Raw genomic sequence first — 14984 nt, forward strand, 5'->3', positions numbered from 1 at the left:
ACCCGCGCGGGGCCCGGTCGCCCCGGACCGCCGTACTCCCGGCGGCCGTTCCGACGCTAACCCGCGCGGCCCGCGAGGGGTCCCGGCCGTACGGCGTCCTCCTCGGTGGCGAGGCCGTCCTTGTCCACGTCGTACGGGTAGCCGGACGTGGGACCCGGCGGGTGGCTCTCGTCGCGGGTACGGACGCCGTCGACCAGGACCCGGTACCTGATCCGGCCCGAGTCGAGCCGCAGGCGGAGCCGCCACTCGGCGGCGCGGGCACCGCCCCGTACGCGGAACGTCCGGCGCCAGGGCAGCGGCACGTCCTCCAGCCGGGTGAAGCGGCCGTCGACCGCGTAGGCCAGGGAGGCGAGCGGGGCGTCGCCGGTGATCACGAACTCCAGCTCCACGTACGGCGGTTCGGCGGGTCCGGACGGGTCCGTCCACGGGTGCGGGAGGCGCCGGGCGAGGACGGCGGCGGAGGCCGCGAGGGCGGACGCCGCCGCGACGAGCAGCGCGCGGCGGCCGGGGCGGACACCGGCGCCCGCGCGCGGGGGCGGTGGCGGTGGCGGCGCGGGTGCGGGGGCGGGGGCGGGGGCGGGCGTGGGCGCGGGTGGAACGGGGTGGACGGGCGGGCGGGGCGGCGGTGGGTCGGCCGCCGCGACGGCCTCCGCCTCGATCGCCGCCGCCACGGCGCGCGGCAGCCACTCGGCGCCGGGCGGAGAGAAGGGCGGCGCGGGCGCCGCCTCCCACGCGGCGGCGAGCCGTACGGTCAACTCGGCGGCGGTGGGCCGTACTTCGGGGTCTGGGCGAGAGCAGGCGGCGAGTACGTCGCGGAGCGCGCGCGGCGTCTCGGGGCCGCCGGGGGCGGCCGTACCGAAGGGGGGCGGGGGCTGGGCGGTCAGCGCGTGGTGCAGTGTCGCGCCGAGGGAGTGGATGTCGCTCGGGGTCCAGGCGTCGCCCGCGACCTGTTCGGGGGACATGTAGTCCCAGGTGCCCGCGTGGGTGCCCACGGGCGCCGCCTGCCCGCCCCGCCCCGACCGCGCGCCGGGCCGCACCTGTCGGGCGCGCGCCGCCGGGCCCGCTCCCGGGCCCGCTCCCGGGCCCGCCACGGCCGCCGAGCCGAAGTCGACGAGGCGCGGTCCGGTGGCCGTCAGCAGCACGTTCGCCGGGTTGACGTCCAGGTGCGCGATCCCCCTGCGGTGGAGCTGGTCCAGCCCCTCCGCGAGCCCGGCGGCCAGCCGCAGCACCGTGCCGCCGGGGAGCGGCCCGAACCGTTCCACGGCCTCGCGCAGCGACAGCGACGGCAGGAACTCCGTGGCCAGCCAGGGCGGTTCGGCGTCCGGCGCCGCGTCCAGCACCGCCGGGCCGTACGTGCCGCCCGCCGCGCGGGTGGCGGACACCTCGGCCCGGAACCGTTCGCGGAAGTCCGCGTCGGACGCCCGCGCGGCGTGCGCGACCTTGACCGCCACCGCCAGCCCGCCCCGGGAGCGGCCGAGGTAGACGACGGCGGAGCCGCCGCTGCCGAGGCGCGCGAGGACGCGGTAGCCGCCGACGCGGCGCGGGTCGGTCCCGTCAAGTGCCTCCACGCGCGCCCCCGTTCGTCCCTCCGCCGCCCGCTCCCCCACCCGCGCCCGTACCGGTACCGGTGTCCCCGGCGGCGGGCGGGTCCACGGCCTCCACCTGCCCGCCCGCCGTACCGACCAACACCCGCCCGCCGACCGCCAGTACGCCCGCGCCGGAACGGGAGGCGGGGCGGTACGTCGCGTCCGCCGCGTACGTCCACAGCACGCGGCCGTCCGACGCGTCCAGCGCGTACACCCGCCGGTCGGGGCCGCCCACCCACAGCACGCCGCCGGACCGGCCGAGCAGGTACGACCCGCCGTGCGGGTCCCGCCCGCCCCGGCCGAAGCGCCGCGACCACGCCTCCGCGCCGTCGCGGGCGCGCAGCGCGCGTACCCGCCCGTCCGCCTCGTCCACGTGCAGCAGACCGCCCGCGGCGGGCCACACGGAGCTGCGGTAGTGGAGCGCCCGCCGCCAGACGGGGCTCCCGTCCCGGGCGCGGAGGGCGTACAGCGTGCCGTACGTGTCGCGGGCCGCGACCAGGTCCCCGCCCAGCACGGCCCGGAGGGGAGGCTCCTCCGTGGCGCGCGTCCAGCGGACGCGGCCGTCCTCCGCGTCCACGCCGGTCAGGACGCCGTCCCCGGCGGCCACCACGAGCCCGTCGTCGGCCGTCAGGTCCAGGCCGGTGACGCGCGCGGTCCAGCGCCGCTCCCCGTCCCCGGCGTCGAGTCCGGCGACCTCGCCCTCCCCGGCCAGGCAGAACACCGGCCCGGCGGCGACCCCGGCCCCTGCCCCGGGGGAGCCGGGCGGCAGCCGGTGGGTCCAACGGGTCGCGCCCGAGGCCGGTTCCACCGCGCGGAGGACCGCCGTCCGTTCCCCGTCGGAGCCGAGGAGGTACGCGGTGTCGGGTCCGACGGCGACCCGGCTCGCCCCGTCCGCGCCGCTGGGGCGGCGGGACCACAGCACCCGGCCGGTGCGGGGGTCGAGGGCGTGTACGCCGTACCGCGCGCCCTGCGCCGCCAGCACCACGCCCCCGGCCGCGTACAGCTCCGGGTTGTCGGGCGGCCCGGGGCTGTCGGACGGGCTGTCCGACGGTCCGCCCCCGGTGAGGACGCGCCGTCGCCAGCGGCGTACGGCCTCCGGGTACCGTCCGGCGTCCGGCACCTCGGCGCCGGAACCGCCGTCGTCCGTACGGCCGTCGCCGGTACCGTCGTGCCCGGGGAACGCCCGCTCCGCGAGCAGCGCCGCCCCCGCGCCCGCCGGTACGGCGACCGCGACCGCCAGCAGCCCGCGGCGGCGGGGCCCCGGGTCCGTCCCCGCGTCGCCCGGCCCCGGTGCCGGTGTCCCCACCGGCCCCTCGGTCGTCTCGTCGGACGGCAGGCCGCCGTCCCCTTCGGACGCCCGCGCGCCGTCCGTTCCCCGTTGCTCCGGCTGCCCCGATCCGCCCTCCCCCGGGGGCAGTCGGGCCAGCTCGGCGCGGCGCGCCGCGACCTCCGCGGCGACCGCCTCCGCCAACGGCGCGGGCAGCCAGCCGGTGCCCCGCACCAGCGCCTCGGGCCCCTCCAGCCGGTCGCGCAGCGCCGCGGCGCGCTCCAGCACCGCGGCGGCGGTGGGCCGCCGTTCCGGCTCCCGCCGCAGGCAGTCCGCGACGAGCGCCCGCAGCCCGGCGTCACCGAGCGCGCCGAGGTCCGGGCGGGCCAGCCGTACGCGTTCCAGCGTGGCGGCGCGGCTCCCGGCCGCGAACAGTTCGCGCCCCGTGGCCGCGTACGCCAGTACCGTGCCGAGCGCGAACACGTCGCCGGGCGGCCCGGCGAGGCCACCGGACGCCTGCTCGGGCGACATGAAGCCGGGCGTGCCGGGTACGGCGCCGGGGAGCGTGAACGCGGTGGCGTGCTCGGCGCGCGCGACACCGAAGTCGATCACGCGGGGGCCGTCGGCGGTGAGCACGATGTTCGCGGGCTTCAGGTCGCGGTGCGCGAGCCCCGCCCCGTACAGGTCGACGAGGGCCTCGGCCAGGGCGGCGGCCAGCCGGTACGCCGTCCCGACGGGGAACGGGCCGAAGCCCGCGACGGCCTCCCGCAGCGTCGGTCCCGGCAGGTGGGCCGTGACCAGCCACGGCACCGCCGCCTCCGGGTCGGCGTCCAGCAGCGGCGCGGTGAACACGCCGGTGACGCCACGCGCCGCCGCCACCTCGCGGGCGAACCGGGCGCGGTAACGGGCGTCGCGGGCGAGGTGCTCCCGTACGACCTTCACCGCGACCGTACGGCCGCCCGGCGAACACCCCAGGTACACGGTGCTCGTGCCCCCGGCGCCCAACCGGGCCAACAGGCGGTGGCCGCCCACCCGGCGCGGGTCCTCTGGCAGCAGCGGCTGCACGAACGTCCCTCTCGTCCCCGTGAGACGGGGCACCGCCGCGCGGGACCGCCGTCCCGCCGCCGTCCCCCGCCCTCCCCCTCACGTCACGCCCCACCCCGGGCGACGCGCACGACTGTAGTCGCACGGGGACGGCGCGCAGGCACACTCCGGCGCGGTACGGGCGGGCGCACGCGGGCTGTCGTACGCGGCCACGTGCGCGCGGGCGGACGTACGGGCGCGGGCGGACGTACGGACACCGCCTAGCCCGGCGTGGTCGGGCCGCCGGGGAGGAGGCCCGCCAGGCCCGCGGCCGCGCCGCCGAAGCGCAGCCGCGCGCGGTCCGCCGCCGCCTCCGCCCGCCGGGCGTTGTCCTCGCGGGGGTCCAACGGGAGCTGGCGGGAGGCGAGTTCGGCGGCGGTGAGGTCCTCGGCGCGCAGTTCGACCGCGCGTACCCGGGCCCGTTGGAGGGCGAACGCGTCGTGCAGCGCGTACGCGGTGGCGGCGAGCAGCGGGGTGTGCGCGGTCGGCTCCGCGAGGCGGCGGGTCCGGGTGAGCACGGAACGGTCCGCGCAGCGGACGGTGAGGGTGAGCGCGCGGGCGACGCGGCCCTCCGTCCGCAGCCGGAAGCCCAGTTCGTCGGAGAGCCCCAGCAGCGCGCGCCCGCGCACGCCCGCGTCCAGCTCGTCCCGGTCGAAGCGGCGCGCGGCACGTACCGAACGCGCGGGCGCGCCGGGCGTGACGGGTGTCGGGTCGACGCCGTGCGCGCGCTCCCGTACGAGGCGGCCGTGGGCCGCGCCGAGGATGCGCTGGAGGGTGTACGGGTGGGCGGCGGCGATCCGGCCGACGGTGTGCAGGCCGTACGCGGACAGCGCGCGGGCGGTCGCCGGGCCGATCCCGTACAGCGCGGCGGCGGGCTTGGCCGCCAGGAAATCCGCCGTCCCCGCCTCCCCCGGGGGCACGCACCGCACCGCCCCCGGCGGCCCGTCGTGCGCGGCCATCCTGGCGAGCAGCGGGTTGACGGCGACGCCGACGGTGCAGTCGGCGTCGTGCAGGGCGGCCGCGCGCAGCCGTACGAGCGCGGCGAGCCCGGCGGCGTCCCGGCGGAAGTAGCGCAGGGCGCCGCGTACGTCGGCGAGGGCCGCGTCGGGGGGCAGGGCCTGGACGACGGGGGTGATGTCGGCGAGCACCTCCAGCAGTTCCGGGTAGCGGGACGCGGCGCGGGCGCCGAAGTGGACGTACAGGACGTGGGGTTCGGCGCCCGGCTCGCACCCCGGCGCGGACGCGGGTCCGCGCCCCGGCGCGGGCTCCGGCCGGTGTTCGGGCGCGCGCTCCGGCGCGTCCGCCGGGTGCGGGTCCGGGTGGGGGCGCGGGCGTACGGGATCGGCCGGGTGCGCGGGGCGTACCGGGGGCACCGGGTCGGCGGGGTGCCGGGGGGCGCGTTCCGTCATCCCGCGCTCCCCGGGCTGGAGTGCCACATCCCGCGCGGGGTCTTCGGGGAACCACCGGCGGGACGGAGGTCGGCCCAGGGGTGCATGCGGTAGCCGTTCGGCATCTCGATGCGGCGCCCGCCGCCGGGGTCGCCGCCGTTCCCGCCACCACCGCCGCCGTCTCCGGGAGCACCGTCGCCGGAGCGGTCCCCCTCAGGGCCCGCCCCGGCGAGCCGGGCGGCGACGGCCTCCAGGCCGCCCGTACGCCGGAGTTCGGCCAGTTCGGCCAGGTCCCAGGCCGCCGCCCCGACCACGCTGAGGCTGCGCGGGCCGCGACGCTGCACCACACCCCGTACGAGCAGCAGCCAGGAGTGGAAGACGGTGTGCGCGCACGCGGCGTGCGAGTCGTCGAAGAAGGCGCAGTCGACGAGCCCCGTGCCGTCGTCGAGGGTGGCGAAGACGACCCGCCGCCCGCTGCGGATGGGCGGCGTCTGGGTGGCCGCCTTGGCGCCCGCGACCAGGACCGTCGCGCCGTGCGGCGCGGCGCGCAGGGCGCGGGCGGAGTACGCGTCCAGCTCGCGGAGGAACTCCGCGTGGTCGCCCATGAGATGGCGGGAGGCGTCCATGCCGAGGACGCCCAGCTCGGCGTCCAGCCGTTCGTCCCGGTCGAGGTCGGGCAGGCCCGCCGGGTCCGGCGCCGCCGCGTCGCCGAGCACCAACTGCCCCGCGCGCCCGCCCGGTCCGCGCTGCCGCCGGTGCAGCTCCGCGATGTGCAGCAGCATGTCCCGCCGGTTGCCGCCGAACGCGTCCAGCGCCCCCACCCGCGCCAGCCCCTCCGCGACGGGGCGGGGCGGCCGGGCCCGGCGCCACAGGTCGGCCAGCGAGTCGTACGGCTGGCCCGCGACGATCCGTTCGGCGTCCGCGGTGCTGATGCCCCGCACCCCACCGAGGGCGAGCCGTACGCCCGGCGCGCCCGCGCCCGTACCCGCGCGGCCCGCGCCCGCGCCCGCACCGGCGCCCGTCCCCGTATCCGCGCCCCCGTCCGTACCCGCGCGACCCTCGTCCCCGCCCGGGACCTCGACCCGGTAGCCGACCCCCGACCGGTTCACGTCCAGCGGCAGCACCGGCACCCCGCGCCGCCGCGCGTCCGCCAGCAGCAGCCGCTTCGGGTACATGCCCGGGTCGTGCTCCAGCAGCCCCGCGTAGAACGCCGCCGGGTGGTGCGCCTTCAGCCACGCCGACTGGTACGTGGGCACGGCGAACGCGACGGCGTGCGCCTTGCAGAAGCCGTAGCTGCCGAACGCCGCCACGATCTCCCAGGTGCGCGCCACCGTCTCCGCCGTGTGCCCGCGCCGTTCCGCCTCCCGCGCGAACCAGGCGCGTACCCGCCCCTGCCGCTCCGTGTCCGACAGCGCCCGCCGCGCCTCGTCCGCCAACGCGCGGTCGCAGCCGGTCATGACGGCGACGACGTCGATGATCTGCTCGTGGAAGACCACCACCCCGTACGTGTCGCGCAGCGCGTCCGCCAGGTCGGGGTGCGGGTAGCGCACGGGACTGCGGCCGTGCCGCGCCTCGATGAACGGCCGCACCATGTCGGCGGCCACCGGGCCCGGCCGGAACAGCGAGATGTCCACCACCAGGTCGTGGAAGTCGGCGGGTTGGAGCCGCCCGATCAGGTCGCGCTGCCCCGGCGACTCGATCTGGAAGCAGCCGAGCGTCTCCGCGGAACGGATCAGCCCGTACGTCTCCGGGTCGTCGCGCGGTACGTCGTCCAGCTCGACGTGTCCGCCGCCCGTCCGCGCGATCTCCCGTACGGCGTGGGCCATCGCGGACTGCATCCGCACCCCCAGCACGTCCAGCTTGAGCAGCCCCAGGTCCTCCACGTCCTCCTTGTCGAACTGCGACATCGGCAGGTGTTCACCGCTGGTCGGTACGACGGGGGTGCGGGCGCGCAGCGAGGCGTCGGAGAGCAGCACCCCGCAGGGGTGCATGGCGACGCCGCGCGGCAGCCCGTCCAGCGCCTCGACCAGCGACCAGAAGCGGTCGCCGTGGCGTTCGGGGTCGATCCCGCGCAGTTCCGGCAGCTCCGCCAGCGCGGTCCGCGCGTCGCGCGCGCGGATGTGCGGGAACGCCTTGGCGAGCCGGTCGGTCTCCGCCGGGTCCATGCCGAGTGCGGCGGCCACGTCGCGTACGGCGTGCCGTACGCGGTACGTCTCCGGCATCGCGACGGTCGCGACGCGCTCCGCGCCGAAGCGGTCGAAGACGGCGCGGTAGACCTCGATGCGGCGGGCGGACTCCACGTCGATGTCGATGTCGGGGAGAACGGCGCGACGCGGGGAGAGGAAACGTTCCATCAGGAGCCCGTGCTCCACCGGGTCCGCCTGCGCGACCCCCAGCAGGTGCACCACGAGCGACCCGGCGCCCGAACCGCGCGCCGCCACCCGTATCCCCAGCTCCCGCACGTCCTCGACGACCCGCGCGACGGTGAGGAAGTACGAGGAGAAGCCGCGCCCCTCGATGATCCGCAGCTCGTGCTCCAGCCGCCGCCAGCGCGCGCCGTCCCGGTCGTGGCCGCGGCGCACCATGCCCGCCGCGCACCGCGAGCGCAGCACGCGGGCGGCCGTCCGCCGCTCCGCGCCCACCAGCCGGGCCTCGGGGAAGTGCACCCGCCCGATGCCGAGGTCGTCCTCCGGGTCCACCCGGCACCCGGCGGCCGTCTCCTCCGTCAGCCGGAGCAGCCGGTGCGCGGCGTTCCGCCGGTGACCGGCGGCCTCCGCGACCCGTACGGCCGCCTCGGCCATCTCGGCCGGGCCCTTCAGCCAGCGCTCGCCGCCGTCCAGTCCCGCGCGCTCGTCGACCGGCACGAGGCGGCGGGCCGCGTCCAGCACGTCCGCGACGGGGCCCTGGCCGGGGTCGGCGTAGCGCACGGCGTTCGTCAGCACCGGGCGTACGCCCTCCTGCACGGCCAGCCCCAGCGTCCGCGCCGCGTCCCGCACCGGGCCGTGGGCGGGTACGGCCAGCCGCAGGTCCGCGCCGAGGACGTCCCGCCACGCGCCGAGCAGCCGCGCCGCCCGGTCGGGGCGACCGGCGGCGAGGGCGCGGCCGACGTCGGAACCGGCACCGAGCAGGACCGTCAGCCCCTCCGGCCCCTCGGCGCACAGGTCCCGCCACTCCAGCAGGGGGCGCCCGCCGTCGGGCGGTGACGTCGGGCCGTCCGGGTACGCCCGGCCCGCGTGCGCGGCCGTCACCAGGCGGCACAGTTCCGCCCATCCGGCGGCGCCGTCCCGCGCGAGGAAGACGACCCGTTGCGCCGACTCGTCGACGAAGGCGCCTCCCCTGGCGGGCGTACGGCGGCGGCGCACGTCGCTCCGCGGCTCCGCCCGCTCCCCCACGGCCAACTCCACTCCGTACAGGGGCCGCACCCCCGCGCGCGCGGTCGCCTTGGCGAACCGGACGGCGCCGGCGAGGGTGTCCCGGTCGGTCAACGCGACCGCGTCCATGCCCCGTTCGGCCGCCCGGCGGGCGAGCAGGTCGGGCGGCGAGGCGCCGTAGCGCATGGAGAAACCCGAGGTCACGTGCAGGTGCGTAAAGCCACCCATCCGCTGCTCCTCGCCCTCCGGCCTCCCCCCGGCCGTTCCGTCCCGTCCGGCTTCCGCCTCTCACCATAGACCAGAAGTCGAATATGTGTTCGACAAGGAGGGCCCGCCGAATCAGCGACGAACAGATACGGAGAGTGACGAAACGAGCGGAAGGGCGAGGGCGCACGGGAGTTGCCACCCCTCGCTATACACCTCGCGTATACACAGTGCGTATAGTGCTGCCCCATGACGGAGACGTACCTGCTGCCGATACGGACCGCGGCGATCCTCTTCCCCGTGCTCGCCCTGCTGACGTTCGTGCCGACGGCCGTCGTCCTCTACCGGCGGCACGGCATCATGACCCGCTGGCGCGTGCTCGCGGTCTACGGCGGCGCGTACTACGCGCTCTCGGCCTTCTGCATGACGGTCGTCCCGCTGCCCTCCCGGGCCGTGGACGTCTGCGCGAAGTACCCGACGTTCGCCGACCCCCAGTGGACGCCGGGGACGGCCTTCGCCGACATCTGGAAGGAGTCCGGCCACAGCGTCACCCTGGGCGCGCTCGTCCTGCACAACTCGGCCGTCTGGCAGACCGTGTTCAACCTCTTCCTGCTGCTGCCGCTCGGCGTCCTCGCCCGCGTCCACTTCCGCCGCGGCCTGCCCGCCACCGTCGCGGCCGGGGCCGCCTGCTCGCTCTTCTTCGAACTCACCCAGTACACCGGCCTCTGGGGCCTGTACGCCTGCCCCTACCGCCTCTTCGCCATGGACGACCTGCTGGTCAACACCGCCGGCGCCGCCGTCGGTTGGGCCCTCGCGGCGCCGCTCGCGCGCGCCCTGCCCGCGCTCGACACCCTCGACGACAGGGCCCTCGTACCGGGCCGGGCCCCCTTCGGGCGGCGGCTGGTCGCGCTGCTGCTGGACATGACGGGCGTGTTCCTGCTGACCGGCGTGCTCACGGTCCTCGCCATGGTCCTGCTCTCCCCCGGTACGGCGGAGTGGGCGCCGTTCGTCGCCTTCCTCCTCTGGTACGTCGTCGAGCCCCGGCGCACCGGCGCGACCCCCGGCAAGCGCCTCCTGCTGCTGCGCCTGGTCAGGACGCGGGACGGCGGACGGCCGCACCCCGCCGCGCTCACGCTGCGCGGGGCGCTGCTCGTCCTGCCGCAGCTGCTGCTGTGGGCCGTCGCCGGGCTGGTCCTGAGCCGCCTGCCCGGCGGCCCGGACACGGTCGTCACCGTCGCCGTACGGGGCGACACCGGCGACACGGGCCAGGCCGTACGGGACGCGGGGCTGAGCGGGTCGCGGGAGTTCCTCTCCACGCTGGCGAGCGACCCGGCCGCCGGGCTGGTCCTGCTCCTCGTCCTGCTCGGCTGCCCGGCCCTGGTGGCGGCCTGTGCCCGCGCGGTGCACCGGCACCCGGAGGGGCTGGGGCCGCACGACGTGCTGTCGGGCGTACGGAACGAGGCGCTGCCGCCCACCCGTACGCGCGCGGCGGACCGGGACGGCACGCGGGACGGGCGTACGGCGGCGGGCGGCGGCGACGCGCACGGGGACGGCGCGTACGGGGACGGCGGGGCGGGCGACGCGCTCGGGGACGTGCCGGACCGCGCGGGGGAACGGGCCGCCGCGCACGCGGGCTCCGGCGTCTGACCGGGGCGCCTCCGCGCCGGGCGGCCCCGGTCAGCGGACCACGGAGACCGCGAACGGCCGGAGGCCGTGGCGCCGTACGAGCGGGGGCACCACGAGGACCATCGCCTCCGTGGCGCGGGCGGTGGCGATGCCGCCGAGGTCCTCCAGCCACGCGGGCGGCCAGCCCAAGTCGCCGAGGAGCCCGGCGACCGTCCGCTTGGCGTCCTCGTCGTCGCCCGACAGGTACGCGGTCGGCGGGGTGGCGAGCTGCCCGGGGTCGGTCATCACCGTGAACAGCATGGTGTTGAGCGTCTTCACCACTCGCGTCTCCGGCAGCGCGGCCTGAAGCTCCTCACCGAGGCTGCCGCCGGGGTAGCACAGCTCACCGAGCGGGCCGTCGGCGGTGGCGCGGGTCGCGTTGGCGACGTCGACGAGGATCTTCCCGGCCAGTTCGGCGCGGAGGGCCGAGAGGCGTTCCAGGGAGGTGTCGCCGGGGGTCGTGTTGATCACGACGTCCGCGACGGCGGCGGTCGCGCGCTGGTCGGCGCGGGCGACGCGGGGGCCGTCCGCGGCGGCGTCGTCCGGCCCGTCGGGCGAGGGTACGCGGCTGCCGAGGGTGACGTCGTGCCCGGCCGCGGCGAGCTTGTGGGCGAGTGCGCCGCCGACGCGGCCGGAGCCGAGGATGCCGATGCTGATCATGGGTGCTGCTCCCTGTCGGGGTGGGTGGTCGGTCCGTGGGTGGGTGGTCGGTCCGCCGACGGGTGATCGCCGGACACGGCGGTCATGGTGCTCGGGGTGGTCGGGCGTCAGGCGAGCGGCGCCAGTACGGCGCGGGCGGCGGCGTGGACGCCGGGCGCCGCGGCGAGGAAGTCGCGGGACGCCGGCGTCCAGGGCGCACCGGCCAGGTCGGTGACGGTGCCCCCGGCCTCCGAGACCAGCAGCGCGCCCGCGACCAGCCCGGACCGTACGTCGGAGAACTGCCAGAACGCGTCCGTCGAACCCGCCGCGACATGCACCAGTTGGAGCGTGGCGGGGACCGAGACCCGTACGACGAGCCCGTTGAGGAGCATCGCCGTGACCGAGTCACCGATCCGGCGGAGGGTGCGCGCGTCCTCCCCCGGCTTGGCCTGGCCGGTGCCGGTGAGGGCGGCGGCGAGGTCCGTACGGGCGGACACCGTCAGGGGCCGCCCGTTGCGGCGGGCACCGCCACCGGCGGTCGCGGTGTACGTGTCGCCGGTCAACGGCAGGTGCACGACGGTGAGTTCGGGCCGGTTGTCGCGGACCAGGGTGGCGGTGACGGCCCAGTCCGCCATGCCGTGCACGTGGTTGATGTTGCCCTCGGCCGGGTCGACGACCCACCACTCGCCGGGCGGGAGCGCCCCGCCCGCCAACTCGTCCTCGGCCCACCGCGATCCCGGGCGCGCCTGGAGCAGGGGCTCCCGCAGTACGGCGAGCACCGCGTCGTCGTTGGCCTGGAGCGCGCCGACGACCTCGGCCAGGCTGACGCCGCGGGCGTGCCGGGTCCAACGGTCGCGGAGGGTCGCACCGGCGTCCTCCACCGCGCGGGTCACGGCGGACAGCAGCGCCGCGTCGGCGGCTTCGGGTACGGGGACGGGCGCGGAGAGGGCTGCGGACACGGGTACGGGCGCGGCTGAGGACATGTTCGGCTCCCTGGGGGTGGTGGTCGGCGCGGCGGGTGGCGCCGCGTCCGTGCCCTTCACGCTAGGCAGCCCGACCGTTAACGACAAGTGCATGCTTCTCACTCGTAGAGTTACTCGCATGCAACTGGATCTGAACCTCCTCACCGCCCTCGACGCGCTCCTCGAAGAGGGCAGCGTCGCCGGTGCCGCCGACCGGCTCCACGTCACCCCGCCGGCGATGAGCCGTTCGCTGGGCCGCATCCGCAAGGCCACGGGCGACCCGATCCTGGTCCGCACCGGCCGGACCATGGTGCCCACCGCCCACGCGCAGGCGATCCGCGCGCAGGTGCACGACGTCGTACAGCAGGCCCACCACCTGCTGTCCGCCCAGCGGGAACCCGAACTCGCCACGCTGGAACGGGTGTTCACGGTGCGCCTGCACGACTCCCTCACCGCCGCGCGCGGTCCGGAGCTGATCACCGCCGTGCACACGCGGGCCCCCGGCGTACGGCTCCGGCTGACCGGCGAATCGGGCACGGACGGGCCGGAGTTGCGGCGCGGCGAGGTCGACCTCGCGTCGGACACGGCCGCGCCGTCCCTGCCGGACCTCCGGCACCGGCTGGTGGGCGAGGACCGGCTGACCGTCACCGTACGGGCGGGCCACCCGCTCACCGAGGGCGGCGGCGAGGGGGACGGCGGCAGCGGCGCCGACGACCTGGCGCGGTACGCCGCCGCCGAGCACGTCACCGTCTCGCGGCGCGGACTGCTGCGGGACCCGGTCGACGCCGTACTCGCCGAGCACGGGCTCACGCGCCGTGTCGTCGCCACCAGCCCCACCACCGACACCGCGCTCCGGCTCGCCCTCGGCACCGACCTCGTCCTCACGCTGCCCGAGGCGGTGACCCGTACGACCCGTGCCCAACTCGGCCTGGTCACCGTGGCGTTGCCGGTGGCGATGCCCCCGGTGCCGCTGTACCTGGTGTGGCACGGACGCTACGACAACGACCGCGCCCACGCCTGGCTGCGCGACCGCGTCGCGGAGGCGCTCCAGCCGCTGTTCACGCCGACGGACGGGCCCGCGTAGGGAGTTGCCGCCCGCGCGCACCCCGGCCCCGGCCCCCGGTCGGCCGTCCGGCGCCCGGGTACGCGCGGGGTACGGGCCCGAACTCCCCTACTCCGTACGGCCGAAGCGCGCCACCGCGCCCGTCTCCAGCGCCGTCCACATCGCGCCGTCCGGTCCCGCCGCGATGCCGTGCGGCTCGGAGGACGGCGTCGGCAGGTCGTACTCGTCGATCCGGCCGTCCGGGGTGATCCGCCCGACGCGGTTCGCGCCCCACTCGGTGAACCACAGCGCGCCGAGGCCGTCCGGCGCGATGGCGTGCGGCCGGGCAGCGCGGTCGGGCAGCGCGTACTCGTCGACGCGCCCGTCGGGCGTCATCCGCCCGATCCGCCCGGCACCGATCTCCACGAACCACAGCGCGCCGTCCGTACCGCACGCGATGCCCACCGGCGCGGCCGGGACGCCGTCCTCCCGCGTCGGCAGCGGGTGGACCTCCACCTCGCCCGAGGGCGCGAGCGCGCCGATCGCGTCGACCCGGTTCAGCGTGAACCACAGGCGGCCGTCCGGGCCCGCCGCGATGCCCGAGGGGAACGAGCCGGGCAGCGGCACCGGGAACTCCGTGATCTCCCCGTCCGTGGTGATCCGCCCGATCCGGTCGGCACCGCCCTCGGTGAACCAGAGCGCGCCGTCCGGCCCCGCCGTGATCCCGAACGGCCCGGCGTCCCTCGTCGGCAGCGCGTACGACGTGACCTCGCCGCCCGTGGTGATCCGTCCGATGCGGCCGCCGCGGAACTCGGTGAACCACAGCGCGCCGTCCGGCCCCGCCGTGATGACCGACGGGCCGCCGTCGGCGGACGCGAGCGCGTACGAGGTGACCTCGCCGCCGGTCGTGAGCCGACCGATCCGCCCCTGGTGGACCAGCGTGAACCAGAGCGCGCCGTCCGGCCCGGCGGTGATCCCGTAGGGCCCGGCCTCCCGGTCGGACACGGTGAACTCCGTGCAGGATCGGCTCGGTCTGTGCGGCATGGCGGTTCCTCGGGGTGGACTGGCCGCGCGGACGGATGGGCCACGGCGGCGACGGGGCTGTGCTGCTACGAGCTGCGGTGTCGCGGGCACGGCCGGGCGGCGGAGGCGGGCCGTACCGCGACTGCGGATGCTAGCCGGGCCACGGCCCCCGCGTCCCCCGAAATCGCGGACCGGGCCGCCCGCCGCCGCCCCGGCGGCGCGTTCCGCGCGCCGAACTCCCCCGCTCCGTACGGGAGTCGGCCTCCCCCGCGCGCCCCGCGCCGTGGGGCGTGCCGGAGGGGTGGAACTCGGCGGCGTCGCCGCCGAGTTCGGTGGCCCGCGTGAGCAGGGCGGCGAGGCGTTCGACCGCCTTCCGGCCGGCCCGCTGCTTGATCAGGCCCTCCTTGGCCACACCGCGGAGGTGGACTCTCGTCCCCGTGTCACCGAGGGAGGACACCGTCATGGTGACCACGGCGGGGTTGAGGTTCAGCGCGCCCGACCCCATGACGAGGCGGACGGCCGCCCGCCCGCCCGTGGCCCCGGACTCCTCCACGACCTGGCCGACCGTGGCGACGAGGGCCCGGATCTCGACGAGGGTGTCCGCCATCGACGTGCGGCAGACCACTTCCCGCTCGTGGACGTCGTCGCCGAGCCGACGGGCGACCCAGGCGCTCGCCGGACCTCCGAGCGCACCCAGCTCCGATGCCAGCAGTTCGTCCTCGCCACCCGTCACAGCCCCCACCTTCCCGTCACG

10 protein-coding genes are annotated in these 14984 nt (G+C 77.6%); 2 read left to right on the forward strand and 8 right to left on the reverse strand.

The genetic code is table 11. From position 1 onward, the window contains the following. Positions 1–56: 56 nt before the first annotated feature. The 4 genes from D7M15_RS03515 to D7M15_RS03530 form a co-directional block, all read right to left on the reverse strand. Positions 57–1568 (reverse strand): serine/threonine-protein kinase, encoded by a 1512-nt coding sequence (locus D7M15_RS03515; protein WP_165906190.1) that lies wholly within the window; start codon positions 1566–1568, stop codon positions 57–59. Further along, positions 1555–3918, reverse strand: a complete 2364-nt coding sequence (locus D7M15_RS03520; protein WP_165906191.1) for a PQQ-binding-like beta-propeller repeat protein — start codon at positions 3916–3918, stop codon at positions 1555–1557. Before D7M15_RS03520 ends, D7M15_RS03515 begins: the two co-directional genes overlap by 14 nt. A gap of 239 nt (positions 3919–4157) precedes the next feature. Continuing rightward, the gene (locus tag D7M15_RS03525; RefSeq protein ID WP_121520151.1) at positions 4158–5345 is read right to left on the reverse strand and encodes a hypothetical protein; all 1188 of its coding nucleotides are present in this window, start codon (positions 5343–5345) and stop codon (positions 4158–4160) included. Then, positions 5342–8923 (reverse strand): DNA polymerase III subunit alpha, encoded by a 3582-nt coding sequence (locus D7M15_RS03530; RefSeq protein WP_121516140.1) that lies wholly within the window; start codon positions 8921–8923, stop codon positions 5342–5344. Before D7M15_RS03530 ends, D7M15_RS03525 begins: the two co-directional genes overlap by 4 nt. A gap of 225 nt (positions 8924–9148) precedes the next feature. Here D7M15_RS03530 and D7M15_RS03535 point away from each other — a divergent pair, with 225 nt between their 5' ends. Beyond that, positions 9149–10546, forward strand: coding sequence for a VanZ family protein (locus tag D7M15_RS03535; RefSeq protein ID WP_121516141.1), 1398 nt, complete (start codon positions 9149–9151; stop codon positions 10544–10546). A 30-nt stretch (positions 10547–10576) separates the two neighbouring features. Here the strand turns inward: D7M15_RS03535 and D7M15_RS03540 are convergent, their stop codons facing one another. After that, positions 10577–11224, reverse strand: a complete 648-nt coding sequence (locus D7M15_RS03540; RefSeq protein ID WP_121516142.1) for an NAD(P)-binding domain-containing protein — start codon at positions 11222–11224, stop codon at positions 10577–10579. A gap of 107 nt (positions 11225–11331) precedes the next feature. Continuing rightward, the gene (locus D7M15_RS03545; RefSeq protein WP_121520152.1) at positions 11332–12186 is read right to left on the reverse strand and encodes an inositol monophosphatase family protein; all 855 of its coding nucleotides are present in this window, start codon (positions 12184–12186) and stop codon (positions 11332–11334) included. A 118-nt stretch (positions 12187–12304) separates the two neighbouring features. Between D7M15_RS03545 and D7M15_RS03550 the strand changes: the two genes are divergently transcribed. Further along, positions 12305–13249: a LysR family transcriptional regulator gene (locus tag D7M15_RS03550; RefSeq protein WP_121516143.1), complete on the forward strand. Its 945-nt coding sequence runs from the start codon at positions 12305–12307 to the stop codon at positions 13247–13249. A gap of 87 nt (positions 13250–13336) precedes the next feature. On the opposite strand, the gene D7M15_RS03555 is transcribed toward D7M15_RS03550, so the two are convergent. Both D7M15_RS03555 and D7M15_RS03560 read right to left on the reverse strand, forming a co-directional pair. Then, positions 13337–14251 (reverse strand): virginiamycin B lyase, encoded by a 915-nt coding sequence (locus D7M15_RS03555; RefSeq protein WP_121516144.1) that lies wholly within the window; start codon positions 14249–14251, stop codon positions 13337–13339. A 130-nt stretch (positions 14252–14381) separates the two neighbouring features. Then, a complete protein-coding gene (locus tag D7M15_RS03560) occupies positions 14382–14963 on the reverse strand; it encodes a hypothetical protein (RefSeq protein WP_121516145.1) in 582 nt (193 codons plus the stop codon). Between the last annotated feature and the right edge of the window lie 21 nt (positions 14964–14984).

The organism is Streptomyces sp. Z26 (genome assembly GCF_003665095.1).
Taxonomy (GTDB): domain Bacteria; phylum Actinomycetota; class Actinomycetes; order Streptomycetales; family Streptomycetaceae; genus Streptomyces; species Streptomyces phytohabitans.